Source organism: Nocardioides sp. NPDC127503 (assembly GCF_040302165.1).
Taxonomy (GTDB): Bacteria; Actinomycetota; Actinomycetes; order Propionibacteriales; family Nocardioidaceae; genus Nocardioides.
On the sequence record NZ_JBEORH010000013.1, the window covers coordinates 87,811 to 113,478 of the forward strand.

28 protein-coding genes are annotated in these 25,668 nt (G+C 69.2%); 15 read left to right on the forward strand and 13 right to left on the reverse strand.

Going from position 1 to position 25,668, the window contains the following annotated elements:
• Positions 1-4: 4 nt before the first annotated feature.
• From ABTW65_RS25540 to rplI, 5 genes are all read left to right on the forward strand, one after another.
• Positions 5-3,181, forward strand: coding sequence for a heavy metal translocating P-type ATPase (locus tag ABTW65_RS25540; protein WP_350665413.1), 3,177 nt, complete (start codon positions 5-7; stop codon positions 3,179-3,181).
• A gap of 103 nt (positions 3,182-3,284) precedes the next feature.
• Positions 3,285-3,572, forward strand: a complete 288-nt coding sequence (rpsF, locus tag ABTW65_RS25545; protein WP_091044123.1) for a 30S ribosomal protein S6 — start codon at positions 3,285-3,287, stop codon at positions 3,570-3,572.
• A 119-nt stretch (positions 3,573-3,691) separates the two neighbouring features.
• The gene (locus tag ABTW65_RS25550; RefSeq protein ID WP_350665415.1) at positions 3,692-4,291 is read left to right on the forward strand and encodes a single-stranded DNA-binding protein; all 600 of its coding nucleotides are present in this window, start codon (positions 3,692-3,694) and stop codon (positions 4,289-4,291) included.
• Between the two features lie 98 nt (positions 4,292-4,389).
• Complete coding sequence (rpsR, locus tag ABTW65_RS25555; RefSeq protein ID WP_008355445.1) at positions 4,390-4,626, forward strand: 30S ribosomal protein S18; 237 nt, start codon at positions 4,390-4,392, stop codon at positions 4,624-4,626.
• 11 nt (positions 4,627-4,637) lie between these two features.
• On the forward strand, positions 4,638-5,090 hold the full coding sequence (gene rplI, locus ABTW65_RS25560) for a 50S ribosomal protein L9 (protein WP_141801967.1): 453 nt from the start codon (positions 4,638-4,640) through the stop codon (positions 5,088-5,090).
• Between the two features lie 51 nt (positions 5,091-5,141).
• Here the strand turns inward: rplI and ABTW65_RS25565 are convergent, their stop codons facing one another.
• Together ABTW65_RS25565 and ABTW65_RS25570 are read right to left on the reverse strand one after the other, a co-directional pair.
• Positions 5,142-5,717 carry a DinB family protein gene (locus ABTW65_RS25565; RefSeq protein ID WP_350665418.1) on the reverse strand — a complete coding sequence of 192 codons (576 nt, stop codon included), beginning with the start codon at positions 5,715-5,717 and terminating at the stop codon, positions 5,142-5,144.
• Positions 5,718-5,785: 68 nt separating this feature from the next.
• On the reverse strand, positions 5,786-7,141 hold the full coding sequence (locus tag ABTW65_RS25570) for an MATE family efflux transporter (RefSeq protein ID WP_350665420.1): 1,356 nt from the start codon (positions 7,139-7,141) through the stop codon (positions 5,786-5,788).
• 471 nt (positions 7,142-7,612) lie between these two features.
• On the opposite strand from ABTW65_RS25570, the gene dnaB reads away from it, so the two are divergent.
• Positions 7,613-9,043, forward strand: a complete 1,431-nt coding sequence (gene dnaB, locus ABTW65_RS25575) for a replicative DNA helicase (protein WP_350665421.1) — start codon at positions 7,613-7,615, stop codon at positions 9,041-9,043.
• 79 nt (positions 9,044-9,122) lie between these two features.
• Here dnaB and ABTW65_RS25580 read toward each other — a convergent pair whose 3' ends face one another.
• The 3 genes from ABTW65_RS25580 to ABTW65_RS25590 form a co-directional block, all read right to left on the reverse strand.
• A complete protein-coding gene (locus ABTW65_RS25580) occupies positions 9,123-9,488 on the reverse strand; it encodes a YciI family protein (RefSeq protein WP_350665423.1) in 366 nt (121 codons plus the stop codon).
• 84 nt (positions 9,489-9,572) lie between these two features.
• Positions 9,573-12,323 (reverse strand): helix-turn-helix transcriptional regulator, encoded by a 2,751-nt coding sequence (locus ABTW65_RS25585; protein ID WP_350665425.1) that lies wholly within the window; start codon positions 12,321-12,323, stop codon positions 9,573-9,575.
• 63 nt (positions 12,324-12,386) lie between these two features.
• Positions 12,387-13,433, reverse strand: coding sequence for a ferritin-like domain-containing protein (locus ABTW65_RS25590; RefSeq protein WP_350665426.1), 1,047 nt, complete (start codon positions 13,431-13,433; stop codon positions 12,387-12,389).
• A gap of 192 nt (positions 13,434-13,625) precedes the next feature.
• Here ABTW65_RS25590 and ABTW65_RS25595 point away from each other — a divergent pair, with 192 nt between their 5' ends.
• Together ABTW65_RS25595 and ABTW65_RS25600 are read left to right on the forward strand one after the other, a co-directional pair.
• Positions 13,626-14,384: an SDR family oxidoreductase gene (locus tag ABTW65_RS25595; RefSeq protein ID WP_350665428.1), complete on the forward strand. Its 759-nt coding sequence runs from the start codon at positions 13,626-13,628 to the stop codon at positions 14,382-14,384.
• A gap of 76 nt (positions 14,385-14,460) precedes the next feature.
• Positions 14,461-15,360 carry an RNA polymerase sigma-70 factor gene (locus tag ABTW65_RS25600; RefSeq protein WP_350665430.1) on the forward strand — a complete coding sequence of 300 codons (900 nt, stop codon included), beginning with the start codon at positions 14,461-14,463 and terminating at the stop codon, positions 15,358-15,360.
• Positions 15,361-15,372: 12 nt separating this feature from the next.
• Here the strand turns inward: ABTW65_RS25600 and ABTW65_RS25605 are convergent, their stop codons facing one another.
• Entirely contained in the window at positions 15,373-15,741 is a 369-nt protein-coding gene (locus tag ABTW65_RS25605; RefSeq protein ID WP_350665432.1) for a cupin domain-containing protein, read from the reverse strand.
• 90 nt (positions 15,742-15,831) lie between these two features.
• Positions 15,832-16,434 (reverse strand): TetR/AcrR family transcriptional regulator, encoded by a 603-nt coding sequence (locus ABTW65_RS25610; protein ID WP_350665434.1) that lies wholly within the window; start codon positions 16,432-16,434, stop codon positions 15,832-15,834.
• A gap of 86 nt (positions 16,435-16,520) precedes the next feature.
• Between ABTW65_RS25610 and ABTW65_RS25615 the strand changes: the two genes are divergently transcribed.
• Positions 16,521-17,009 carry a DnaJ family domain-containing protein gene (locus tag ABTW65_RS25615; protein ID WP_350665436.1) on the forward strand — a complete coding sequence of 163 codons (489 nt, stop codon included), beginning with the start codon at positions 16,521-16,523 and terminating at the stop codon, positions 17,007-17,009.
• A 28-nt stretch (positions 17,010-17,037) separates the two neighbouring features.
• Positions 17,038-17,385 (forward strand): hypothetical protein, encoded by a 348-nt coding sequence (locus ABTW65_RS25620; RefSeq protein WP_350665438.1) that lies wholly within the window; start codon positions 17,038-17,040, stop codon positions 17,383-17,385.
• On the opposite strand, the gene ABTW65_RS25625 is transcribed toward ABTW65_RS25620, so the two are convergent.
• Both ABTW65_RS25625 and ABTW65_RS25630 read right to left on the reverse strand, forming a co-directional pair.
• On the reverse strand, positions 17,382-17,822 hold the full coding sequence (locus tag ABTW65_RS25625) for an iron chaperone (protein WP_350665440.1): 441 nt from the start codon (positions 17,820-17,822) through the stop codon (positions 17,382-17,384). The genes ABTW65_RS25620 and ABTW65_RS25625 overlap by 4 nt on opposite strands.
• 75 nt (positions 17,823-17,897) lie before the next feature.
• Positions 17,898-18,539 carry a class I SAM-dependent methyltransferase gene (locus tag ABTW65_RS25630; protein WP_350665442.1) on the reverse strand — a complete coding sequence of 214 codons (642 nt, stop codon included), beginning with the start codon at positions 18,537-18,539 and terminating at the stop codon, positions 17,898-17,900.
• Between the two features lie 98 nt (positions 18,540-18,637).
• On the opposite strand from ABTW65_RS25630, the gene ABTW65_RS25635 reads away from it, so the two are divergent.
• Positions 18,638-19,615, forward strand: coding sequence for a cyclase family protein (locus ABTW65_RS25635; RefSeq protein WP_350665444.1), 978 nt, complete (start codon positions 18,638-18,640; stop codon positions 19,613-19,615).
• Between the two features lie 92 nt (positions 19,616-19,707).
• The gene (locus ABTW65_RS25640; protein WP_350665445.1) at positions 19,708-20,412 is read left to right on the forward strand and encodes a CPBP family intramembrane glutamic endopeptidase; all 705 of its coding nucleotides are present in this window, start codon (positions 19,708-19,710) and stop codon (positions 20,410-20,412) included.
• A gap of 4 nt (positions 20,413-20,416) precedes the next feature.
• On the opposite strand, the gene ABTW65_RS25645 is transcribed toward ABTW65_RS25640, so the two are convergent.
• Genes ABTW65_RS25645 through ABTW65_RS25655 form a run of 3 tightly spaced genes read right to left on the reverse strand, consistent with a single transcriptional unit; the run spans position 20,417 to position 22,601 of the window.
• Positions 20,417-21,328: an NAD(P)H-binding protein gene (locus ABTW65_RS25645; protein ID WP_350665447.1), complete on the reverse strand. Its 912-nt coding sequence runs from the start codon at positions 21,326-21,328 to the stop codon at positions 20,417-20,419.
• A gap of 9 nt (positions 21,329-21,337) precedes the next feature.
• On the reverse strand, positions 21,338-21,721 hold the full coding sequence (locus ABTW65_RS25650; protein WP_350665448.1) for a pyridoxamine 5'-phosphate oxidase: 384 nt from the start codon (positions 21,719-21,721) through the stop codon (positions 21,338-21,340).
• A 10-nt stretch (positions 21,722-21,731) separates the two neighbouring features.
• Positions 21,732-22,601 carry a helix-turn-helix transcriptional regulator gene (locus ABTW65_RS25655; protein ID WP_350665450.1) on the reverse strand — a complete coding sequence of 290 codons (870 nt, stop codon included), beginning with the start codon at positions 22,599-22,601 and terminating at the stop codon, positions 21,732-21,734.
• A gap of 142 nt (positions 22,602-22,743) precedes the next feature.
• Between ABTW65_RS25655 and ABTW65_RS25660 the strand changes: the two genes are divergently transcribed.
• From ABTW65_RS25660 to ABTW65_RS25670, 3 genes are all read left to right on the forward strand, one after another.
• Positions 22,744-23,607, forward strand: coding sequence for an SDR family oxidoreductase (locus tag ABTW65_RS25660; protein WP_350665452.1), 864 nt, complete (start codon positions 22,744-22,746; stop codon positions 23,605-23,607).
• A gap of 100 nt (positions 23,608-23,707) precedes the next feature.
• Positions 23,708-24,379 carry an enoyl-CoA hydratase-related protein gene (locus ABTW65_RS25665; RefSeq protein WP_350665454.1) on the forward strand — a complete coding sequence of 224 codons (672 nt, stop codon included), beginning with the start codon at positions 23,708-23,710 and terminating at the stop codon, positions 24,377-24,379.
• Positions 24,380-24,386: 7 nt separating this feature from the next.
• Positions 24,387-25,007 (forward strand): TetR/AcrR family transcriptional regulator, encoded by a 621-nt coding sequence (locus ABTW65_RS25670; RefSeq protein ID WP_350665456.1) that lies wholly within the window; start codon positions 24,387-24,389, stop codon positions 25,005-25,007.
• Here ABTW65_RS25670 and ABTW65_RS25675 read toward each other — a convergent pair.
• Positions 24,988-25,593 (reverse strand): TetR/AcrR family transcriptional regulator, encoded by a 606-nt coding sequence (locus ABTW65_RS25675; RefSeq protein WP_350665458.1) that lies wholly within the window; start codon positions 25,591-25,593, stop codon positions 24,988-24,990. The genes ABTW65_RS25670 and ABTW65_RS25675 overlap by 20 nt on opposite strands.
• Between the last annotated feature and the right edge of the window lie 75 nt (positions 25,594-25,668).

Consider the following 25,668-nt stretch of genomic DNA (forward strand, 5'->3'; position numbering starts at 1 on the left):
CACGATGACCCCCACCGCCACGAACCCGTCCGAGCAGCAGCTCGAGATCGAGGGCATGACATGTGCGAGCTGCGTGCGCCGTGTCACCAAGGCCATCAGCCGCGTCGAGGGTGTCGCTGACGCCAACGTCAACCTCGCGACCGAGACCGCCCTCGTCCACTTCGACCCCACCCGCACCGACCTCGCCGAGATCAGCGCCGCCATCGAGAAGGCGGGCTATCAGGCCGTCCTGCGATCGTCGACTGTCGACAATCCGCAGGAGCCTCAGGCAGACGAGACTGCGACGTCTGAGTCGGGTCGGGACGTTCGCCGTGCGGAAGAGCTCGTCCAGCTCAAGCGGCGGTGGGTCACGGCCCTGGCGGTGGGGCTCGGCCTGATGGCCTTGATGTACATCCCGCTTCCTGTCGACGCCATGGAGCCGGTGATGTCGATCGTGCTCGTGGTCGCCGCGATCACCCAGTGGTGGGCGGGCCGGGACATCTATGTCGCGGCGGCTCGAGGCATCCGCCACGGGTCGGTCGACATGAACACCCTGGTCACGCTCGGCACCGGCATCGCCTTCGCCTACAGCGCCTTCGTGACCTTGTGGATGGGCCAGGCTGAGGCCTGGGGACTGCCGCTCCACCTCTACTTCGAGACCGCCCTGGTCATCGTCGCGCTCGTGCTGATGGGCCGTTGGCTCGAGGCACGGGCCAAGTCGCGTACGGCCGACGCGGTCAAGGCCCTGGTCGGCCTGATGCCGGAGACGGCCACGGTCATCCGCAGCGGCCGTGATATCACGGTCCCGGTTGCGAACCTGCAGGTCAACGACCGGATCCGCGTACGCGCCGGGGAGAAGGTCCCGGTCGACGGCCGGATCGTCGCCGGAGCGTCCTACGTCGACGAGTCCATGCTCACCGGCGAGAGCGACCCGGTGCGGAAGGCCGAGGGCGACATCGTCATCGGCGCGACGATCAACCAGACCGGCTCGTTCGAGTTCGAGGCGACCGCGGTCGGGTCCGAGACCACGCTGGCGCAGATCATCGCGATGGTCGAGTCGGCCCAAGGCTCCGGCACCAAGCTGCAGCGCCTGGCCGACCGGGTCTCGGCGGTGTTCGTACCCGCCGTCCTCGTCGTCGCAGCGCTCACCTTCATCGGCTGGCTCGTCCTCGGCCCCGACGCCGAGCGTCTGACCAGCGCCGTCACCGCGGCGATCGCGGTCCTCATCATCGCCTGCCCCTGCGCCCTGGGTCTGGCCACGCCGGCCGCCGTCATGGTCGGCGCCGGCCGCGCGGCCGAGCTCGGCGTACTGGTCGGCTCGGGCGAGACTCTGGAGCGCGCACGCTCCGTCACCGCCATCGTCTTCGACAAGACCGGCACGATCACCCACGGCAAGCCCGAGGTCTCCGACATCGCCCCGGCTCCGGGCTGGACTCGCGACGAGCTGGTCCGGATCGCCGCCGCCGCCGAGACCGGCAGCGACCACCCCCTCGCCACAGCCCTCCGGGCCCGTGCCGAGGCCTCGGCCGACACCGTGGACGTGGAGGTTTCGGCGTTCGAGGCCCACCCGGGCCGCGGGATCAGCGCGGACGTCGACGGGCGCCGGGTGGTCGTCGGCAACTCGGCGATGCTCGCCGATGAGGGCATCGACGCCACCGACAACGGCTCGGTCCTGATCGCGGTCGACGGTGCGTACGCCGGCTCGATCCGGGTCGCGGACCAGGTCCGCGACGAGGCCAAGGAGACCGTGCGCCTGCTCGAGGAGTCGGGCGTCGAGGTGCACATCCTCAGCGGCGACGCCGCCGCGACCGTGGCGAAGGTGGCCGACGAGGTCGGCGTACGCCACGCCGCCGGCGGCCTCCTGCCCGAGCAGAAGCTCGCCCGGATCCAGCAGCTCCAGGACGAGGGCAAGGTCGTCGCCATGGTCGGCGATGGGATCAACGACGCCCCGGCGCTGGCCCAGGCCGACGTCGGGATCGCGATCGGCACCGGCACCGACGTCGCCCTGGCCGCCTCCGACATCACCCTGGTCGGCGGCGACCTCCGCGGCGTGGTCACCGCGCTGGCACTCTCCCGCCGCACCGTCGCGACCATCAAGCAGGGCCTGTTCTGGGCGTTCGCCTACAACGTGCTCCTCATCCCCGTCGCCGCGCTCGCCCTTCTCGACCCGGTACTCGCCGGCGCCGCGATGGCGATGAGCTCGGTCAGCGTGGTCACCAACGCGCTTCGCCTGCGCGGATTCCGCCGCCCCGAGACCCCCGAGGCGTACGCCGGCCGGGGCTTCGTCACCCGCGTCCGCGACGGTGGATATCTCCTGGTCACGGCCGTGATCGCTATTTCGATCGGGGCCGGGCTGACCTACCTGTCGCGCACCGAGCCCGCGCAGCGCGGGATGAACGGCATCCTGGAGTGGGCGCAGGGGATGAGCCCGATGCGTCCGTCGATGACGGAGATGCACGAGGTCGACATCGCCCCCGTCGCCTCCGACGAGTCGGGCATCGACGTCGCGATCACGCGGCGTGAGGGTGGGCTCCGGTTCCTCGTCACGGACGCCGCGACCGGCGACCCGGTGACCGACCTCGGTCGCACCCACCAGGCCTGGATGCACGTGATCGTGACCAGCCAGGACCTCTCCTGGTTCCGCCACCTCCATGCCGAGCCGACCGGCCGTCCGGGCGAGCTCGAGACCGACGTGACCTTCCCCGCCGGCGGCACCTACCGCGTCGACACCGAGTTCCGGCGCCGGGCCGACATGGCCGACGTGCTCGACCGGCAGCAGCTCACCATCGCAGGTACGCAGCCCCCGGCCGTCCCGCTGGAGGCGAGCCCGAGATCGTCGACTGTCGACAATCTCACCGTCACGCTCGAGGGCACGCCCGTTGCCGACCAGCAGAGCGACCTGCACTTCAGGTTCGAGGACAGCACCGGCAAGGTTGTCGACGATCTACAGCCTTACCTCGGCGCGGCCGGCCACGTCGTGGTCATGAGCGCGGACGGCGAGACGTTCGTGCACGGCCATGCCGAAGGCGATGGCCTGGCGGTCCCCGGCGCCTCGTTCGGGCCCGAGCTCGGGCTGCACCTGGACGTACCGAAGGCCGGTCTCTACCGTCTCTGGGCCCAGTTCCGCCTCGGCAACGGCGAGGTGATCACGGTGCCGTTCACGGTCGAAGCCGTGGATTCGGCCACGCAAACCGCTGGTTGATACCCTGACTCGTCCCTCTCCACAGATGGAGATGGGACATCGCATCAGCCCTCCTGCCATGGAGAGACCATGGCCGCCGAGTCCGTAGGAGGTGGAGAACGCTATGCGCGCCTATGAAGTAATGGTGATCCTCGAGCCCAGCCTCGATGAGCGCACCGTCGCCCCGACCCTTGACAAGTTCCTGAAGGTCGTCACCACTGATGGTGGCACCGTTGAGAACGTTGACGTCTGGGGACGCCGTCGTCTGGCCTATGAGGTCAACAAGAACGCCGAGGGCATCTACGCCGTCGTCAACCTGACCGCCGAGCCCAAGACCGTTCTGGAGCTCGACCGCCAGCTTGGCCTCAACGAGCAGATCCTGCGTACGAAGGTCATCCGTCCGTCCAAGTGACGCGGATGTCATCGTCGGAAATGTCGGTGCTGGGTCCTATCTTTGGCCCTAGGCCAGTTCAATTGATTTGTAACTCCTGAACCGACACCGACACCCAGATCAGACTCAAGGGAGATCTCATGGCAGGCGACACCGTCATCACCGTGATCGGCAACCTCACCGACGACCCGGAGCTTCGCTTCACGCCGTCCGGTGCAGCCGTTGCCAACTTCACGATTGCTTCGACGCCCAGCAGCTTCAACCGGCAGACCAACGCGTGGGAGGACGGGGAGACCCTGTTCCTGCGCTGCTCGATCTGGCGCCAGGCTGCTGAGAACGTCGCCGAGTCCCTGCAGCGCGGCATGCGTGTCGTCGCTCAGGGTCGCCTGAAGTCGAGGTCCTACGAGACGCGTGAGGGCGAGAAGCGCACTGTCTTCGAGCTCGAGTGCGACGAGATCGGTCCCTCGCTCCGCTACGCGACCGCCAAGGTCACCAAGGCCAGCCGCCAGTCCGGCGGCCAGGGTGGCGGCGGCGGTTACAACCAAGGTGGCGGCAGCGGTGGCTACAACCAGGGTGGCGGCTACGGCGGCCCCCAGGGCGGTGGCCAGCAGGCTCCGGCCGGTGGCAACGACCCGTGGGCCTCGCCGGCTCCGCAGCAGCCCGCCAACGCGGGCGGCGGCGCGCCGGCCAACGACCCGTGGGCAGCCCCGGGCGTGGGCAACGACGAGCCTCCCTTCTGATCAACAGATCCATATTTTCGAATCCCTCAACCATTCCGGTACTCAACCCATATGCCGCTCCGCGGCTGGGGCCGGGCTTCTAGAAAGGAAGCACCACAATGGCCAAGGCAGTGATTCGCAAGCCTAAGAAGAAGGTTTGCCAGTTCTGCAAGGAGAAGGCGACCGGTGTCGACTACAAGGACGCCACCCTGCTCCGTAAGTTCATCTCCGACCGCGGCAAGATCCGCGCCCGTCGCGTGACCGGCAACTGCGTCCAGCACCAGCGCGACGTGGCCATCGCCGTCAAGAACGCGCGCGAGGTTGCTCTGCTGCCCTACACCTCCACCGGTCGCTGAGGAGGATCGACATGGCTACCAAGATCATCCTTCAGCAGGAGGTCACCGGGCTGGGTTCCGCCGGTGACGTCGTCGAGGTCAAGGACGGCTACGCCCGCAACTACCTGATCCCGCGTGGCGACGCTATCCGTTGGAGCCGCGGCGCCGAGTCGCAGGCCGACTCCATCAAGGCTGCGCGCTCGGCTCGCTCCGTGCGCGACGAGGCTCACGCCGCCGAGATCAAGGGCAAGCTCGAGGCCAACACGGTCAACGTGAAGGTTCGCTCCGGCAAGGACGGCCGCCTCTACGGCGCCGTCACCGCCGCCGACATCGCCGCCGCGGTCTCCGAGACCACCGGCGAGTCGATCGACAAGCGCACCATCGCGCTGGGCAACCCGATCAAGGCGCTCGGCGCTCACGAGGTCTCCGTCAAGCTCCACGACGAGGTGTCCGCCAAGCTGGCCCTCAACGTGGTCCCCGCTTGATCTAGGGATTCACCCAGGCCCGCCTCCTCCGGGAGGCGGGCCTGTTCGTTTTCAGAACTTGTCGGCGATGTCGGTCAGCTTGGCGACATACGCCGGCCAGTCGTACTCCGACGGGATGTTGTCGCCCGACTTGCGCCAGCCGACGGCGCCGTCGGCCTCTTCGCGGAGGATGTCGGCCTGTCCGCCGTGACCGGCGAGGTCGGCGAAGAGGTGCACCAGCATCTGATGCAGCGTGACCTCCTCGTTGCCCCAGTGGGGCACATGCCCGATGGCGTCCAGCGGCAGCGCCTCGATCGTCTCGTCACCGTGGGCGATGACCCGACGGTAGAGGTCGATGATGCCCTCCATCGTCTCGTCCTCGGTGGCGTACCAGTCTGCCTGCGGGTCGACGTCCCACTGCTCGTCGGAGATCAGTTCCTCGGGATTCGGGAACGGACGCCCGAACGTCGTGCCGAGATAGACGGCCTCGACCCCGGTGACGTGCTTGATGATGCCGAGAAGGTTGGTGCCGGTCGGCGTACGCGGCAGCCGCGCCTCCCGCTCCGAGAGGCCCTCGACCTTGGAGATCAGCGCCTCGCGGCGGGCGTCGATGTACGTCTTCAAGGTGGTCTTGGGGTCAGTCGCCATGAGATGACCTTGACCTGCGGCCGGGCGGGGCACAAGTGAGTATGTGGGAGCGATGCCCAGAATCCGGCTCAGGCGCCGGTGACCAGCCAACGGTCGCTTCGCGCACGGAGCGTCAGCACCACGAAGCGGGCGCCCATGAAGCCGACAGCGAAGGTGATCCACACCCACACCAGCCCGCCGCCGAGGGCGACGGCGAGCGCCACGAGCGGGACGTAGGCGACGAGGGTCCAGACCCCGCCCCAGGCCAGATAGCGCCCATCGCCGGCGCCGATGAGCACCCCGTCGAGGACGAAGACGACGCCCGCGATCGGTTGCGCGATCGCCGCCACGATCACGACCGGCACCAACAGGTCCCGCACCGCCTGGTCCTCGGTGAAGAGTGCGCCGAGGAACGGTGAGAGAGAAGCCAGGAGTACGCCGGCGGCCACCCCGATCACGACACCCCACCACACCATCCGGGCCGTGATGTCCCGGGTCTCCTGGGTGTCACCGGCCCCCAGCGACCGCCCGGTCAGCGCCTGCGCGGCGATCGCGATCGCATCGAGCACGAACGCCAGGAACGTCCACAGCGTGAAGGCGATCTGGTGGGTGGCCAGCCCAACGGCCTGGTCGCCGACGGCGAGATGGGTGACGGCGTACGTCGTGACCAGGAGTGCCATGCGCAGGGTCAGCGTGCGAACCACGAGCGGCACGCCGGCACGCGCGGAGGCGCGGATCCCGGGCATGTCCGGGCGCAGCGGCACGTCCTGGCGGCGGGCGGCCCGCACGACGACGTACGTCAGCATCCCGGCCGCCAGCACCTGCGCGATCACCGAGCCGATCGCCGATCCGGCGATGCCGAGCCCGGCGCCGTAGACGAGGGCGAGGTTGAGCACGATGTTGAGTACGTTGGCCACGACCGCCGCGACCAGCGGAGTCTTGGTGTCCTGCAGCCCACGGAGCACACCGGTGGCCGCGAGCATCATCAGCAGCGGGGTCACCCCGAGGACGGCGATCCGGAGGTAGGTCGTCGCCGGGCCGACCACCTCGTCACCCGCGCCGACGGCCCGGCTGAGCGGCTCGGCCAGGACCATCACCGGGACCGTGACGACGACCCCGATGATGACCGCGAGCCAGATCCCGTCGATCCCCTGGCGAAGCGCACCGGCGGTGTCGCCGGCGCCGATGCGGCGGGCGACCGATGCTGTGGTGCCGTACGCGAGGAAGACGCAGAGCCCGACGATCGTCTGGAGCACGACGCCTGCGACACCGAGGCCGGCGAGCTCGCGGGTGCCGAGGTGGCCGACGATCGCGGAGTCCGCCAGCAGGAAGAGCGGCTCGGCGACCAGGGCCAGAAACGCGGGGATCGCGAGCCGCCAGATCTCCTTGTCGAGGCCTCGGCGGTCGGTCTTCGAGTAGCTCTTCGCATCCGCCGGCGTCGTCACGCTCCCAAGGTTAAACACCGTCGCCGCGGAGCGTTCTCCAGGGCAGGTGGAAAACCTGTGGAAAACGTCGTTGCGGCGCTATGTCGACAAAACGCCCAAGGGGGTACGACGATCCCGGCCGTGAATCACGATGGGCTGCGTACTTTCTTTTGTCCACAGCCTATGGATAGTAAAATTGCAGGTCAGGCAGCCTTTACCAATCCAGTGGAAGCAGTTATGCACAGGCACCTCCCCAGGCTGTTCACATTGACCAGGGTGTCGTCCACCGCTATCCCCTGGTTATCCCCAGGGCCTGTGGATAACCCTCTGTCGCCGATGTGGTCTGCGACGTAGGGTCGCGGAGACTTGAGGGTGTCGTCGACGGTCGGCCCGGAACTGTGCGAACAGAACTGTCGGTGCTCGCCCGTAGCGTGGCACCGAATCGACCGAGATCACGCCGCGACGATCCGCAGACCACGGAGGGGCAAGGGAATGAGCGTCACTGAGACCGGCTCGATGGGCGGTCCGGGCGACTTCCCGGAGCCGCCGTTCGAAGAGTGGGGCGACGGCCCCGCGGCGTACGAACCGGGCAACGCCCCGCGCGCGGTCAACGACCGCACGCCACCGCAGGACATGGCCGCCGAGCAGGCCGTCCTCGGTTCGATGCTGATCTCGAAGGACGCGATCGCCGACGTCTCCGAGACGCTGCGCGGCACCGACTTCTACCGCCCGACGCACGAGACCATCTACGACGCGATCATCGACCTCTACGGTCGCGGCGAGCCCGCCGACATGGTCACCGTCGCCGACGAGTTGCGCCGCAAGGCTGAGCTGGAGCGCATCGGCGGCGCCCCTTACCTGCACACGCTTGCCTCCAACGTCCCGATCGCCGCCAACGCGGGCTACTACGGCGAGATCGTCCGCGAGAAGTCGGTCCTGCGCCGCCTGGTCGAGGCCGGCACCAAGATCGTGCAGATCGGCTATGCCGGCGAGGGCGAGGTCGACAACATCGTCGACGAGGCTCAGGCCGAGGTCTTCAAGCTCACCGACAAGCGCTCCGGTGAGGACTACTCCCCGCTCGCCGACATCATGGACGGCGTCCTCGACGAGATCGAGGCGATCTCCAACCGCGAGGCCGGCCTCTACGGCGTCCCCACCGGCTTCGCCGACTTCGACGAGCTCACCAACGGCTTCCACGGCGGCCAGATGATCATCGTCGCGGCGCGACCCGCGATGGGTAAGTCGACGTTGGCTCTCGACTTCTGCCGTGCCGCCTCGATCCACAACAACCTGACCAGCGTCTTCTTCAGCCTCGAGATGAGCCGCTCCGAGATCACCATGCGTCTCCTCTCGGCCGAGGCCAAGGTGCCGCTCAACCACATCCGCAACGGCAACATGTCCGACGACGACTGGAACAAGCTGGCTCGCAAGATGGGCGAAGTCTCCAGCGCGCCGATGTTCATCGACGACAGCCCCAACATGACGATGATGGAGATCCGGAGCAAGGCCAGAAGGCTCAAGCAGCGCCACGATCTCCGGCTCATCGTGATCGACTACCTCCAGCTGATGAGCTCCGGCAAGAAGGTCGAGTCCCGCCAGCTCGAGGTCTCCGAGTTCTCCCGCCAGATCAAGCTGCTAGCCAAGGAGCTCGAGGTCCCGATCATCGCGCTGTCGCAGCTCAACCGTGGCTCCGAGCAGCGCGCCGACAAGCGCCCGGCCGTCTCCGACCTCCGTGAGTCAGGCTCGCTGGAGCAGGACGCCGACATGGTCGTCCTCCTCCACCGCGACGACGTCTACGAGAAGGAATCGACCCGCCCCGGCGAGGCCGACGTGATCATCGCCAAGCACCGTAACGGCCCCACCCGCGACCTCGTCGTCGCCTTCCAGGGTCACTACAGCCGCTTCGTCGACATGGCCCACTGACTCCAGGCGAGGGTTCACAGGACATGCGTACGCGGCCGGCCCCCACCGGGACCGGCCGCGCAGCGTAGCCACCGCTGGATCAGCTCGGCTCATCCTGGAGGGCACGGACCTCCACGCGGCTGCCCAGCGCCTTCGATGCCCGCTTGGTCCACTCGATCGCGTCGTCGTCGTTGTCGGCCTGGATGATCCAGAAGCCACCGAGGTACTCGTCGGCCTTGACGAACGGGCCGGGGGTGAAGGTGGGGTTGTCGGAGGTCGCGTCGACGGTGGTCGCGCTCGAGGGCGGCTGGAGGCCGCCGGCGAAGAGGAAGGCCCCGGTCTCCTGCAGCGCGGTGTTGAAGGCATCGACCTCCGCGATGAGCTGCTCCAGCTCGGCGGGGTCCATGTTCTCCATGGTCGGCTCCTCGCTGGAGTCGTGGGGGAGGCTGAGGAAGTACTGCGTCATGGGTGACTCTCCTTGAGTGGTGCGGACGTTTTCTTGGGCTGATTCCCTGAAGAGAACGCTAAGGAGAGTGAGCACGACGGCGCATCAGTCACGATGACTGGTGTCTGGGGTCCGATGACCGGTGAGCTTGGCCAGCTCGCTGCGGGCGGTGACCCCCAGCTTCGGATACGCCTTGTAGAGGTGGTGGCCGACCGTGCGGGGGCTGAGGTAGAGCTTGGCGGCGATCTCCTTGTTGGTACGTCCCGCCGCAGCCAGCTGGACGATCTGCCACTCCTGAGGGGTGAGGAGGATGAGCGGCCCGCCGGCGTGCTGCTCCTCCCGAGCTCCACCCAGCGCGTTCAGCTCGCCGCGAGCGCGTTCGGCCCACAACCTCGCGCCCAGACGGTCGAAGTCCGAGCTCGCGGCCTCGAGGCGGGCCAGCGCCTCGGTACGGCGTCTGCGCCGGCGCAGCCACTCGCCGTAGACCAGGCGAGTGCGGGCGAGATCGTACGGCCCAGCGTGCTGCTCGTGGAGTCGGAGCGCCTCGGCGTACAGCCCGTCGGCTTCGGCGTCATCGGCGACAAGCGCGCGAGACCGCAGGAGGAGGCCGGTCGTGACCGGACGGTCGACATGCTCGGCCCAGCGCGCGAACTCCGTCAGCTCTTCCTGGCACTGGTCCGGCGCTCCGCTGCGTACGGCAGCCTCGACGAGGTCGGGTACGGCGCGCCTGACCACGTCCCGGCGGGCGGGTCCGCGGCAGACCTCCTCGAGCCCCTCGAGGGCGGCGCTGAACCGGCGAGCCGAGAGGTCGAGCATCGCCAGGCCCCAGCCCGCCAGCTCAGCATTGACCCGGTGACGGGTCCGCGCCTCGGGCAGCACCTGCGCGGCGAGATCTCGGCAGCGGTCCTCCTCACCCCGCACTGCATGCAGCCAGGCCTCGATCGACCGGTGCGCAAGACTCTCGGTCGAGTTGCCGAGCTCGTCCGCGATCTCGGCGCCCTCGGCGACGCATGCGTGCGCATCGGCGAACTCCCCGCGCTGGAGCCGGGCCAGCGCGAGGGCGTTGAGTGCGTAGGGAACCCACGCCAGCGCTCCCGACGTACGGACCTGCGCCAGCAGGTCCTCCATCTCGGTGACGACGTCGTCCTCGTCGCCGATCAGGAGTCCGCCGATGCCGGCGGTCATGCCGCGCATCAGGCGCGCTTCCTCGCTGTCGCCCGCCGCTTGGAGGGCCCGCATCGGACCGACAGCCAGGTCTGGGCGGCCCGCGAACAGCTCCTGCCAGCCGACGAGGGCATCCACCACCGGGGCCCAGTGCGGCGGAGGGGTCAGGTCACGCATCAGGTCCGCAGCCTGATCCAAGAGATCGTGGGCGGCGCCGTGGCGAGCGGCGTGGACCGCCTCGTACAGGGTGAGCGCGGCGCGCTCGGGGTCGGTCTCGCGGACCAGCGTGGCCGCTTCGATGGTCAGCTCCGCATCGGTCCGCGGCGACGATCGCTCGTACGCCACGGCACCTCGGACATAGATGGCCTCGGCCCGGACACCCGGGTCCGTCGCCAACGTCAGCGCTTCTGTGGCCAACCGGGAGGCGCGATCGGGCTTGCCGGCGTCGAAGGCAGCCTGCGCGGCTCCCGCGATACGTCGACCCATCGACTGCTGGCCGACGCTGAGTCGCCCGGCTCGCTCGAATGCCGCCGACACCGCCATCGCAGCACCACGGCGCCGCGACCGTTCGGCCGCGGCCTCGAGCTCGGCGGCCACGGCCTCGTCGGGAGCGGTCGTGGCGGCGGACAGGTGCCAGACGCGACGGTCCGCGTCGGTAGCGGCGGACAGGACCTCGGCGTACGCGTGATGCACCTCGATCCGACGGTGCAGCGGCTCGCCCTGGTAGGCCGCCGCGCGCACCAGGGGGTGCTGAAAGGTCACCTTGCTCCCGATCTGGATCATGGCGGCGCGTTCGGCCGGCTCCAGTTCGGAGGCAGCGCCACCCAGGGCCTCGATGACGCGCAGCATCGTCGTCAGCGGCGCCCCGGCGTCCGCGGCCGCGACCAGGAGCGCACGGCGGGTCTCCATGGGCAGTGCCGCGATCTGCCGACGGAAGACGTCCTGGACCCGGTGTGCCACCGGCAGCGCGCCTACGCGTCCGGCCGCGTCCGCGTGATCGAGGACGTCGTCGTGGGCCGAGCTGAGCTCGAGGATCGCCAGCGGGTTGCCGTGGGACTCCTCGATCACCCGGGCTCGCAGCGGGTCGGCCAACCTCGGCGTCCGCGCGTCGAGCAGCCGGCCGGCATCGTCAGCGGTCAACCGCGGGAGGTGCAACACGTCGATGCTCGGGGTCTCGAACGGCAACGAGGCCTCGCGTACGGCGAACAGCATGGCGACGCGATCGGCACTCAGGCGACGGGCTGCGAAGAGTAGGACCGCCACCGACTCCTGGTCGATCCACTGGAGGTCATCGACGACGCAGAGCAGCGGTGTCTCTTCCGCCAGGTCGGTGAGCAGGCCCAGCGTCCCGGCCGAGACCAGGAAGTGGTTCGCCTCATCCCCCTCAGCCAGGCCCAGAGCCACCCGCAACGCCGCGGCCTGCGGCGCCGGCAGCGTCTCCACCCGGTCGAGGTGCGGGTAGAGCAGCTGGTGCAGTCCGCCGTAGACCAGCTTGGCATCGGACTCGACTCCCGAGCCCCGAACCAACCCCATCCCCGACTGCCTCGCAGCGGAGACCGCGTAGTCGAGGAGGACGGACTTGCCGATGCCCGGCTCGCCGCGCACCGCGAGAGCACCCCCGTGCCCCTTACCGGCCTCCATCAGAAGCCGATCGACCTGCTGCTTCTCCTCGTCCCGGCCCACCAGCGACATGGGGGCCACCTTAGTGAGAGCGCCCTCAGTCGGAGCACCGAATTTCCGCGACGACGCCGCGCTTCAGTTCCGTTGCTCGAGTGGCACGTATTCGAAGGACGGACCGGCGGTCGTCTTCCCGTCGCCGGTCGGCATCTTCATGAGCGCCAGCGCTTGCTTGCGCAATCCGAACATGGCGCCGACAGCGTCCTGCATCTGGCTGGGATCACCGTTGAAGGCCTGCTCGAGCAGGTACAGAACCAGGCTGTAGGTCTGGTTGAACTCCTCCTGGGCGACGCGGATCGGGCTGCCCTCCGGATAGTCGGCGGTACGCGGGTTGGGCCGCATCGGCAGGACACCGTCGAAGTCGATCGCGATCTCCTTGCCGGTCGGTCCGGACTGCGGTGTGTCCCCGGTCTGGTAGCGGCGGCCGAGGCGGAGCTCCTGGAACCGGTAGTAGTGCGCGACCTCGTCCCGGTCGGGGTGGAAGACGTCGCGATCGCCGTCCCACACGTTCGTACGGGCGGCACCCTCGCCCTGCTCGACGATCTCAGCCAGCGCGGCCGACGCGGACTTCAGGTCGACGACCGGCAGCACCTCGCCGCCTCCACCCCTGAGGTGGAGCTCGCCGATCTGCCGGGCCGGGTCACCGCTGAACACCTGCTCCTCGCCCAGCTGGTCGCACAGGGTGCACAAGCCGGCCTCGATCGCGGCGTAGAACTGCCCGATCGTCCGATACTCGTCGCTCTGCGGCGGCGCGTCGACGGACGCCGGCCGCTCGATGCGTAGGAACAGCTCGAGCGCTTCGGGCCCGAACGGGACGAGATGGACGTGCACGGACCGGTCGCCGTGGGGCAGCGGGTGGGGGTACGCCGGCAGCAGCTCCGGCGCGTCGAGCTTGGGAGAGCCGCCGACGGCGTTGAGCAGGTTCGCGGCCAGCGCCAGATGGATCATCTCCTCGGCGAGGACCGTGCCGACGACCTGGGCTGCCTCGGGGTTGCGGGCCGGGTCCAGGGAGTAGAGCGCGCACAGGTAGGGCGGAATCGTCGCGTGCTCGAGCTCGATCGCCCACTGCAGGTGGCGGCGGAGATCGTCGATCGTGTCGATGGCGTGGGCGCCAGGGGTGTCCATTGGGTACCTCGGTTCGTCAGGTCGGTGTCTGCAATCAGGACCGGACCAGCCCCCGATTTGTGACAGCGGGTCCGGAAGATGACGGCTGATCGGATCCGCCGCTGGACCTTCTGTCACAGATCTCAGGCCTGTCCGGTCGTGACTGGTGAGCGACGTTCCGGAGCGGCCGGGACGCGGGATGGAAGGAACACCATGAAGATCGTCGTGATCGGCGGAACTGGTCTCATCGGCTCGAAGCTCGTCCGGAAGCTGGGCGAACACGGCCACGAAGCGGTGCCCGCCTCACCCGACTCGGGGGTCAACACCCTGACCGGCGAAGGACTGGACGAGGTGTTGGAGGGCGCTCAGGTCCTGGTGGACGTCTCGAACTCGCCCTCGTTCGCCGACGACGCCGTGCTGGACTTCTTCCGTACATCCACCGGGAACCTCCTTGCCGCCGAGGAGGAGGCCGGGGTCGGACACCATGTGGCGTTGTCGGTGGTCGGCACCGAGCGTCTCGCTGAGAGTGGCTACTTCCGCGCGAAGATCGAGCAGGAGAGGCTCATCAAGGAGTCGGGACGGCCGTACTCGATCGTGCACGCCACGCAGTTCTTCGAGTTCGTGGGCAGCATCGCCCAGGCAGCGACCGAGGGAAACACCGTCCGTCTCTCGGATGCGCGGATCCAGCCCATCGCCGGCGAGGACGTGGCCGCCGCGGTTGGCCGAGTCTCCGTGGGCACCCCGTTGAACGGCACCGTCGAGGTGGCCGGCCCCGAGCAGTTCGGTCTCGACGAGCTGATCCGCACCGGGCTGACCTACCGCGGTGACCCCCGTGAGGTCGTCACCGACCCGGAGGCACGCTACTTCGGTGCCCTGCTGGACAAGGACATGCTCCTGCCGGGCCCCGACGCGCAGCTGGCGGCCACCCGGTTCGCCGACTGGCTGCCGCTGAACCCGCCGCCGGCGAAGTGAACCCGGCAGCCCGCCAAGAGCCTCTAGAGTCTGGTGGGTGTCGGACGGCGATCGAGAGACGACGGTAGGTCGTGGGATGACGGCTTCCGAGGTACGTGACCGCGGCGGCGTGGAGGATCTCGAGGCGGCCACGACTGTCTTCACGCAGGCGCGGCCGCGTCTGTTCGGGATCGCGTATCGCATGCTCAGCAGCGTCACCGAGGCCGAGGACCTGCTGCAGGACGTGTGGCTGCGCTGGCAGGCGTACGACCGGTCGACGGTGGCCAACCCGGAGGCGTTCCTGGCGACGACGACCACCCGGTTGGCCATCAACGTCCTCCAGTCGGCGTGGAAACGGCGCGAGACCTACATCGGGCCGTGGCTGCCCGAACCGGTCGACACCGAGGCCGACCCGTACCTCGGTGCCGAGCGGGCCGAGGCCCTGCAGTTCGCGTCCCTGCTGCTGATGGAGAGGCTGACCCCCAACGAACGCGCCGGCTACGTGCTGCGAGAAGCCTTCGACTACTCCTACGCGCAGATCGCGGACATCCTGTCCTCGACCGAACCAGCCGTACGTCAGCTGGTCAGCCGGGCACGCAAGCACATCGCCGGCGAGCGGCGCGCCCCGGTGGCCGCGGCCGAGCAGCGGGAGCTGCTGACCACGTTCCTCACCGCTGCCCGCGTTGGCGACCTGACCGCCTTGGAGCGGCTCTTCACCCCGGATGTGACCAGCCTGTCCGACGGCAACGGCCGGAGGGGTGTCGCCCGTACGCCGGTCGTGGGCGTAGAGCGGGTCGCGAAGTTCCTCAAGGCGATCTCCACCTGGTTCTGGGACGGCGTCGAGATCCGCTGGGCGACCACGAACGGACAGACCTCTGCCGTGCTCGTCCGCGACGGCTCCGTGTACGGCCTGATCACCGTCGGCGCCACCGCCGACGGCATCGATCAGGTGCTCTGGCTGGTCAACCCCGAGAAGAACAGAGCCGTCACGAACTGAGCCCCGGTCAGCTCAGCTCCGCGACCATCCCTTTGCCTGGAGCTCCTGCTCGGCCACGAACTCGAGCATCGGCTTGCCCGGTTCGCAGAGCATGGTGACGGTGAACCGCACCGGGATGTCGTCGCGGTTGTTGCCGTCCTGGTAGTGGATGACGTCGCCGCCCGGCTCCCAGAACGTCTCGCCGGCACGGACGACCCGCGGCGGCTCGCCCTCGAGCTCGAACACCATCTCGCCCTCCAGCACGTAGCCGAAGGCCGGCCCGGAGTGGCGATGCGGCGGGGTGCCGGGGTCGCCCGGCGGGTACTCGATGACGATCGTCATCGCGTGTGCCCCCTCCGGGATGAAGGGCGGTTTCGCTTCTTGAAGCACGGTCAATGACATGGGAGTCCTCCTCGATGAACGGTGCACTCGATAGACCGGACAGCGGCGCGATCTGTGACTCCCGGGTCCGCGGGTAGGTCCGGCCGACGATCACGATGCGGGCGAGAAGAGCCGGTCCAGGTGCTGGTCGATGGCTGCGAGCGCGGCCTCGGGCTTGATCACGCCGAGTTCCAGCAGGGGCGTGAATCCGGTCAGCGAGAGGATGAGGTCCGTCTCGATCGCGAGGTTGCGGTCGGCGGAGATGTGTCCGTCGGCCATCGCCTCCCGGATGAGACGCTCGACAGTGTCGCGACCCTGGCGCAGGCCGACGCTGGCCACGTCGCGCAGCTCGGGGTCGTGCAGTGCTTCGAGGACGTACGCGGCGTTCATTCGGCTGGTGGCGCGAGCGTCGGGGTGGAGCGGGAGCATCTCGGTGAGAACCACCCGCAGTACGTCCCGGGGACGTGGCGGCTGGTCGAGCCCGGTCAGGCCGCGCGTGACCCGGTCCGAGGTCTGATCGGCGGCGAACTCCATCGCGAAGGTCAGCATCGCGGTCCGGGACGAGAAGTAGTGCTGAAGCTGCCCGAGAGAGACCTCGGCCTCGCGCGCGACCTCGCGCATGGTCGCTCGCGGCCAGCCCTGTTGCTCGACCACCCGCCACAGCGCGTGGGCGATCGCCTCTCGTCGCTCGCGGTGGTCGACCTGCTTCGGCATCGCCCGTCCCCTTCGTCGTTTCAATACGCGTGACATAATACAGGTGACTTATATCCGCGGTCGATGGAGTGAGGTGACCAATGGCGATGCCCCACGACTCGTACGCCTTCGCGATCGACGATGCGGTCGCCGTCGCCCTCCTCGCCGACTTCCAGATCCGGAAGGCGATCGCACGCGGCGACTTCGACGACCTGCCCGGCAGTGGCGAGCCGATCGACCTGCCTGACCAGCACGACCCGGAGTGGTGGATCAGGAGCCTCATCGAGCGCGAGCACGTGGCGCTGCTGCCACCGTCGATCCAGCTCCGCAAGGATGATGCCGCGCTGGACGCGCGCCTGGATCAGCTGGCAGACGAGAAGGCCGTACGTCGCGAGATCGACGACTTCAACGCCCGCGTGATCAGCGCACGCTATGAACTGCCGGCTGGGCCGCCGCTGATCACGATGCCTCGCGACCCCGACACCACGGTGGCCGAGTGGGCCGCGCGTCGCGCGGCCCGCCGCGGGAAGCCTCGCGAAGCGGGAGCCACGGGTGATCGGCGAAGTCGTCGGTTTCGGCTCTTCCGTCGCCGCTGAGTGCCTCGGCAGGCGTTACGCTCCCAAGGTGGCCGACCTGGATGCCGTCGAAGACCGGATCTGGACGCTTCTCGACCGTTACCGCAACGAGCTCGAGGACGCGACGATCTACGGGATGCCGTCGTTGCGCTGGCCCGGTTCCGGCGCTCATGACTACTTCGCCGCGGTCAAGCGAAGCGCGCAGAAGGTGAGTCTCTACGCGATCGCCGTCGACACCTGGCCGGAGGCGCTCGAGGGATCGTCGGAGGCGTTCCGCAAGCGCCGTACGGGCAAGGCGACCTTCTCCTTTCCCGCGTTGGACGAGGAGATGGCCGCCGAGCTCGAAGGGTTCCTGGAGCGGCTCTACCAGCGCTACCGCGAGCATCACGCCGGCTAGCGGACCGCTCGCTTCACCAGTTCGGTGAGCTTCTCCTCGACGGCGGGGGTCATGGTCGCTACGGCGAAGACGGTCGGCCAGATGTCGCCGTCGTCGAGGTTCGCCCACTCCTGGAAGCCGACCTCGGCGTAGCGCATCTTGAACTTCCCGGCGCACTTGTAGAAGGCCACGACCTTGCCGTCGGAGTTGGCGTAGGCGGGCATGCCGTACCAGGTCTTCGGGGCGAGGTCGGTCGCGTGCGTGGTGACGATCCGGTGGAGCGTCTCGCCGATAGCGCGGTCGTTGTCGTCCATCGCGTCGATCTTCTCGAGGCAGTCAGTGAGGTCGGCCTCGGCCTTCTTGCTGCCGGTCCCACGCTTGGCGGCCGTCCTGCGCTCGGCGGCGGCCTCCTTCATGGCGGCCTTCTCTTCCTCGGTGAACGTGGTGCTCTTCGCCATCGGTCTTTCCTTCCTATCGGGTCCGTTGAGACGAGCCTATGGAGGCAGAGGCTCCGTACGCTTCTTCGTTCCTGATCAGTCGGAGAGAGGCTTGCGGGCGAAGACGATCGCGCCCGGGACCTCGTCGTCGGGTCGCATGAGGAGCTCGGCCTCGATGTCGAACCCGGCCTCGCGCAGCCACTGGGAGATCTGCTCGGGCGTACGGCGGTGGGTGTCGACGCCGATCGGGCGCCCGGTGTAGCCGGTGGTCGAACGCTGCGTCTCGTCGCCTACGTGGAACCCGACCAGCACCGAGCCGCCGGGTCGCAGCACCCGCCGGAACTCCTCGAACACTCCGGGCACCGCCGGGTCGGGGATGTGGATGACCGACCAGAAGGCGAGTACGCCGCCGAGAGATCCGTCCGCCAGCGGCAGATCGGTCATCGACCCGACCTCGAACCCGAGATCAGGATGGTCCTGCCGGGCGATGGCGATCATCTCGGGGGAGAGGTCGATCCCGAACGTGTCCACGCCGAGGTCGTTGAGGTGCCGGGTGACGTAGCCCGGGCCGCAGCCGACGTCGGCCACCGGCCCGCCCTCCCGCACGGCCTCGGCGAACACCGCGAGACCCGCGCGCAGGTACGGACGATCGTCCAGCAGGCCGCGTACCTTCTCGGCATAGCCGGCGGCATCGGTGTCGTACGACTCGCGGGTCTCGTTCAGCCAGTTGTCGGGCATCAGAAATTGACTCTAGGGCACGGCGAAGCGCGAGATACTGAGGCGAGCCGCGTGGGGGCACGGCATCCAGCCGGTCTGAGAGACGAACGGACACCACCATGACCACGCACGACCGCCCGAGCAGGGCTGAGCTCCACGACCGACCCGGACCGCTGCGGGGCACCTCCTGGGAGCTCTTCGAGGACCCGTGGCGCGGCACGCCGTCCTTCGCGGACGAGGAGGGCGTGGTGGCCGCGGCCGGTCTCGTCCAGCTGGGCGAGACCTTCGGGCTGGACTACCCGATCAACGCGTTCATGCCCGGGATGTCCAGGGCCGAGAAGCCGGCCGAGCACGTCATCTACGGCAACGACCCGGCTCACCGCGCCGACTACCTCGACGGCTATTACCTCCAGTCATCGACCCAGGTCGACGGGCTGCGGCACCGGCGGGCAGACGACGTCGGGTTCTACGCCGGCACCCCTGACGAGCTGATCATCCCGGGGACCGAGGAGATCGGCATCCAGGTCTGGGCCGACCGCCCGATCGTCAGCCGGGGAGTCTTGGTGGACATCGCCGGCCTTCTCGCCCGGCGCGAGGAGACCCTCGACCACGAGGCCGGCCAGCCGATCCCGTACGACTACATCGACCAGGCGCTCACCGCGCAGGCGATCGAGCTGCGTGCCGGTGACGTCGTCATGCTCCACACCGGGTGGTGCGAGTGGTTCCTCGAGCTCACCGCCGAGCAGAAGCTGGCTCAGCAGGCCCTCGGCCGCGCCACGGGTATCGAGCAGAGCGAGGAGGTGCTCGACTGGGCCTGGGACTCCGGTCTCGCCCTGCTCGCGGCGGACACCTTCGCGGTCGAGTGCCTGCCGGCCGTGCCCGGTTCGCCCTTCGTGCAGTCGGCGCCGAACGACCGCGGCATGATGCACCAGGAGTTCCTGGCCAAGCTCGGCATGCCGCTCGGTGAGCTGTGGCGGCTCGGGCCGTTGGCACGCCGCATGGACGCGCTGCAGCGGTGGGAGGCCTTCCTCAGCGTCAAGCCGCTCAACGTCACCGGCGCGACCGGCTCACCGGCGAACGCCGTCGCGATCATCTGACGGCTCTTCGATCGGCGGCCGTCCCGATCCGGTGTGATTGGCTTGCTGGCCACGTACGTTGGACGCAGCCGTCACTGGAGCGAGGGGGTGCCGTGCGCAGCTGGGTGCGCAGGTCCTTGTGGGACGTCGTGCCGCGCGATCACCGTCAGAGCGACGCCGGCCTGCGGCGTCGCCAGTCGGTCACGGTCGGGTTCGTGGTGCTCGGTGCGCTGGTGCTCGGCGTATCGCTCCGCATCGAGCCGGGCAGTGTCTGGTTCTATCCGGCGACCTTCGCCCTGGCCGGAGTGTGGGCCGTCGGCGCCTTCGCGTCCGGGCCGCTGCATCTCGGACGGATCGGCGCCTGGCGGCAGCAGGAGGGCGGGCGGCGGCTCGTCCGCCCGGTGCTGCCGCCGATCCTGCTCGGTCTGGGCCTGGCCGCCATCTTCGTCATCGGCGGCCTCGTCGTGCGCGAGATCCCCTGGCTGGACCGGCAGGTGCGCTCGGTTCTCGACTTCGCCGACCAGGGCTCGCTCCCGATCCTGGTCGTGGTGACGGCCGTCAACGGGGTGGCCGAGGAGCTGTTCTTCCGCGGCGCCGTCTATGCCGCCCTGCCTCGCCATCCGGTCGCCTGGACGTCGGTGGCCTACGTGATCGCGACCCTGGCGACCGGCAACGTGATGCTGGCCTTCGCCGCGATCCTGCTCGGCGTCGTGGTCGGGCTCCAGCGGCGCGCGTCCGGTGGCGTACTCGCGCCGATCCTCACCCACTGTGCGTGGTCCCTGTCGATGCTCCTGGCGCTGCCGCTGCTCTTCGGCTGAGGTCTCAGACTCCCTTGCCCTCGGCCAGCCGCTCGGCCAGTGCGCGTCGCACAGCCTCGCGATAGGGCAGCGGCTCGCCGGGCACGACCTCGAGGATGCGCCGGTCCTGCGCGACCACCTCGGTGCTCATCGAGTCGATCAGGTTGCGCCCGGTGGTCAGGTCGATGTCGGTCACCAGTGCCAGCCAGTACGACGACAGCCGCGGCGTCAGGACCGGCACCGGGACGACGGGGATGGTCCGGCCGGTGGCCACCTTGGAGGCGACGGTCAGCATGTCGAGGTACGTCATCGCCTCGGGGCCGCCGATCTCGAAGACCTCGCCGATCGCGTCCTCGTGGTCGATGACACCGGCGAGATAGCGGATCACGTCGTCGACGGCGATGGGCTGGGTCCGGGTGGCGGTCCACCTCGGCACCACCATGGCGGGGAGGTTCTTGACCAGCTGCCGGGTGAGCTCCCAGGAGACGCCGCCGTGGCCGACGACGATCGCGGCCCGCAGCACCGTGACGGGCACGCCGGCCTCGCCGAGCAGTGTCTCGACCTCGCGGCGAGAGCGCAGGTGGGGCGACAGGTCTCCGTTGTCGTCGCCGAGCCCACCGAGATAGACGATCTGGCGAACCCCGGCCTGGGCAGCGGCGACCCCGAAGGACCGCGCGGCCCGGGCGTCGCGCTCCTCGAAGTCGTCGTGGTCGAGCGAGTGCACCAGGTAGACCGCCACGTCGACCCCGTCGAGCGCGGCCGGCAGGGTGGTGGGGTCGTCGACGTCGGCACCCACCGGTTCACCGGGGCCGTCGTAGTCGTCCGGACGCCGGGTCATCGCACGCACCGTGGTGCCGCGTCGGGTCAGCTCCGCGACCAGCCGCCGACCGATGAAGCCGGTCGCGCCGGTGACGAGAACGGTGGGCGAGGTCTCCATGGGTCGAGCCTACGGACGCGACGGGTCGACCGGCCGGCAGTCCTGCCCGCAGCCGTCCTCGGCGACCGGCCCGGAAGCGTGCGATGCCGGCCGATGCAGCACGGCGCCGGTCGGTGTCACGACGACATCGGAGCCGTCGACGCGGCCGGTGCCGTCGACGATCAGCGCATGGTCGCGCGGCGTGAGCGGGGCGTACGTCAGGGTGAGCACCGGGTTGGTGGCGAGGTTCGCTCGGGTGCCGCCGCCGGGATCCGAGATCCGCAGCGTCGTGCCCTCGACGACCGGGTCCACGACCACGACCTTGATCCGCTCGCCCGCGGTGGTCAGCAGGAAACCGCTGCCGAACCGATCCAGGGTCGAGGCGAGATCGGGCAACGCGACCGGGATGCTCATGTCCCTCACCTTAGTTCGCGGCCAGGACCGCGAGAGCTGCTTCCGTCGACGAGCCGGGTTCGGGGACGTACGTCACCAGGTTGGTGCTGCTGCCCGGATCGACGGAGAGCGACTCGAACGACAGGTCGAGGTCGCCGACGACGGGATGGTGCAGCTTCTTCACGCCGGTCGTGTGGATGCGTACGTCATGCGCAGCCCAGCGCACCCGGAACTCTTCGCTGCGAGTGCTGAGCTCGCCCACCAGATCGGAGAGGTCGCGGTCGTAGGGGTTGCGGCCCGCCTCCGCGCGCAGCAGGGCGACGGTGTCGTCAGCCGCGTGCCCCCACTCGCGGAAGAAGGTGCCGGCGGTCTCCTCGAGGAAGACCATCCGGGCGGTGTTCACCGGCTCGCCGGAGGCGTACCACGGAGAGAACACAGCTCGACCCAGCGAGTTGATGGCCAGCACGTCGAGGTGGGCGTTGAGCACCATGGCGGGCACGCCGGTGAGGGCGTCCAGCAACCGCTCGATCGTCGGCCGTACGCTCCGGGGCGCCGCGGACCGGCGGCGCCTGGCGACCTGCGCCGGACCGCCCGCGGTGCGGATCAGGTCCATCAGATGCGCGCGCTCGGCGTCATCGAGCTCGAGCGCCTGGGCGATGCCGTCGACGACGCTCTCGGACACCCCGGTGGCGTCGCCGCGCTCCAGCCGGATGTAGTACTGCGGCGAGACCCCGACGAGGAGCGCGGCCTCCTCACGGCGCAGGCCGGGCACCCGCCGCCGCTCGCCTCCGTAGCTCGGAAGACCCGCCTGATCAGGTGTGATCCGAGCACGACGCGTGCTCAGGAACTCCCGGATCTCGGCTCGCGCCGCATCGCGGCGACTGGGCACGTCGGAGGTCATGCCCTCCACTGTAGGAGCCTTCGAGCCCGGGTGAGGGTCACTGCCGGTGACCCCACCGAGCGGGCCTTCTTGCGACCCTTCCGCGCTGGTTCAGTGATGGGTGGCGCCCACCAGGGCGCCGACGAACGAGAAGGAAAAGCGCATGACCGACAAGACAGAGAAGACCGAGAAGAAGGTCTGGCTGGTGACGGGTGCGGGCCGCGGCCTGGGCGTCGACATCACCCGGGCGGCCTTGGCTGCCGGGCACGCGGTGGTCGCCACCGCCCGCAACCCGAAGAGCGTCACCGAGGCGTTGGGCGAGCACGACGACCTGCTGCCCGTCGCCCTCGACGTCACCGACCCGGCAGCGGCCGAGGCCGCCGTCCAGGAGGCGGTCGAGCGGTTCGGCCGTCTCGACGTACTGGTCAACAACGCCGGCAGCTTCCAGGCAGGCTTCTTCGAGGAGATGACGCCCGAGGCGTTCCGCTCCCAGATCGAGACCACGCTGTACGGCCCGATCAACCTCGTCCGAGCCGCCCTGCCTCAGCTCCGGCTGCAGCGGGACGGCCTGGTGATGACGATCTCCTCCACCGCCGGCATCGCCCCGGCGGGCGACTTCCTCACCGCGTACGCCGCCTCGAAGTTCGGGGTCGAGGGGTTCATGGAGGCTCTCGGGCCGGAGGTCGCTCCGTTCGGGATCCGGACCATGCTCGTCGAGCCCGGCTTCTTCCGCACCGAGCTGCTGACCCCGCAGTCCACGCACTATGCCGTGCCGTCGATCGCGGACTACGCCGACCGCTCGGCCGCGACCGTGGAAGCCTGGCGAGGCATGGACGGCAAGCAGGGCGGTGATCCCGCGAAGCTCGGCGCCGCGCTCGTCAGCCTGGCGGCTCTCGACGAGCCGCCGCTGCGCTTCGCTGCCGGTGCCGACGCCGTGGAGGCCTTCGAGACCAAGGCACGTACGTTGCAGGAGCAGGCCCACGCACACCTCGACCTCTCCACCGGTCTCGCCCACGAGATCGGGTGACGTGCGTCACCGAGCACCCCTTTTTGGAGCACTGCTCTGTTACTCTCGGTGACCTACAGGCCCCGTGCCGACGCGGGTCATGACGTGAAGGAGCAGCAACGTGGTCACCATCTCCAGCGACGGACCGGTGTGGACACTCGACCTCGGGGACGACGAGAACCGCTTCTCGCCTGACTGGCTCGAGGCCGTCGGCTCAGCGCTTGACCAGATCGAGGCGACGACCGAGCCGGCGGTGCTGGTCACGATCGGTGGCGGCAAGTTCTACTCGAACGGGCTCGACCTGGAGTGGCTGGGGCAGAACCTCGACCAGCACGACACGTACGTCGCCCGGGTCGAGGACCTCTTCGCCCGCATCCTCACGTTGCCGGTCCCGACGGTCGCCGCGGTCAACGGGCACGCGTTCGGCGCGGGCGCGATGCTGGCGATGGCGCACGACTACCGCGTGATGCGTGAGGACCGCGGCTACTTCTGCTTCCCCGAGGTCGACATCCACATCCCGTTCACCGTAGGGATGAATGCCCTTGTCACCAGCAAGCTGACCCCGCGCACGGCGCTCGACGCGATGGCGACCGGGCGGCGCTACGGCGGAGGTGACGCCGCTGCGGCGGGCATCGTCGACGCCACCGCCTCGTCGGAGAAGCTGCTCGAGGCGGCCACCGGCTTCGTACGCGACCTCGCGGGCAAGGACCGCGCCACGCTGGGCACGATCAAGGCCCGGATGTTCGCGGACGTCGTCAAGGCGCTCGGCGCCGGCAACGACGACGCTGCCTGATCCCGTCATGGGGCGTCCACGGCAGTACGACCTCGCCGACCTTCTCGGGCATGCCCGGGACCTCTGGGTCGGGCGAGGCGTCGTCGGCCTGACGATCCGGGCGCTGAGCTCGGCGTCGGGTGCGTCCAACGGGGCGGTCTACCACGCGTTCGGGTCCCGCGACGGCCTCCTGGCCCGGGTCTGGGCCGAGGAGGCCGGCCGGTTCCTCACGTTCCAGCGCGACCGAGTGGCGGAGGCGATGGGCGAGGGCGACGCCACCGCGGCACTGGTCGCGGCGGCGCTCGCCCCTGCGGCGTACGCGAAGGATGACGAGGACGGCGCCCGGCTCCTGCTGGCCGCCACCGCGGATGACCTGCTGACCTCGGAGCTCGACGAGGAGGGACGTACGCAGCTCCTCCAGCTCCAGAAGGAGCTCGGCGCCCTCCTTGTCGAGCTCACCTCCGCACTGTGGGAGCGAGGCGACCGTGCTGCCGTCACGGTCGTGCGCCACTGCGTCGTCACCCTGCCGGGGGCACTGCTGCTGAAGGCCGATCGCATCACCGACCCGCTCGCCCAGCACTCCCTCGAGCACGCGGTACGCGGCATCGCGGCCGCGCCGCCAGCCGGACCTACTCCGGGACCCCGATGATCCGCCGCATGCCCTGAAAGGCGCGGTCGGCGGCCCGGGTGTCGCCGTGGAGGAGACGGGCCGGGGTGATGAACGAGGCGAGCGACTCGAGCCCGAACACGACCGACTCGATGTCGGTGTCCTCGGGCAGGTCGCCGGCCTCGACGGCGGTGGTGAGGTCGGCTCGCAACGTCTCCCGCCACTGGTTGCGCCCCTCGAGCAGCTTCTCGTGGACGGCGCCGTCGCGCCCGTCGTAGTCGTAGGTCACCTGGGTCATCAGGCATCCGCCCGGGTAGCCGGGGTCGGCGGCGTACTCCGTCCAGGCGTCGCACGCGGCCAGGAGCCGGGGGAGACCTCGCGGGAACCGCTTGACCGCCTCCCAGACCCGGGTGCGAAAGTCGGAGAAGACCAGCTCGACCGTCTCCAGCTGAAGTGCCTCCTTGGTGCGGAACTGGCCGATCACCCCGGACTTGCTCATCTGGACGATCTCGGCCAGCCGCCCGATCGTGACGCTGTCCAGCCCCTCGACCGACGCCAGGTCGGCGGCTGCCTTGACCACGCTCCGTCGGGTTTCGAGTGCCGCCTGGGCGGATGCACGTCCTGCCATGCCGACGAGTTTAGCGCACGACCGAACTCTATTGCATAGCGTACGATCGTGTGCTTAATCTGATCGTGTGCCCGG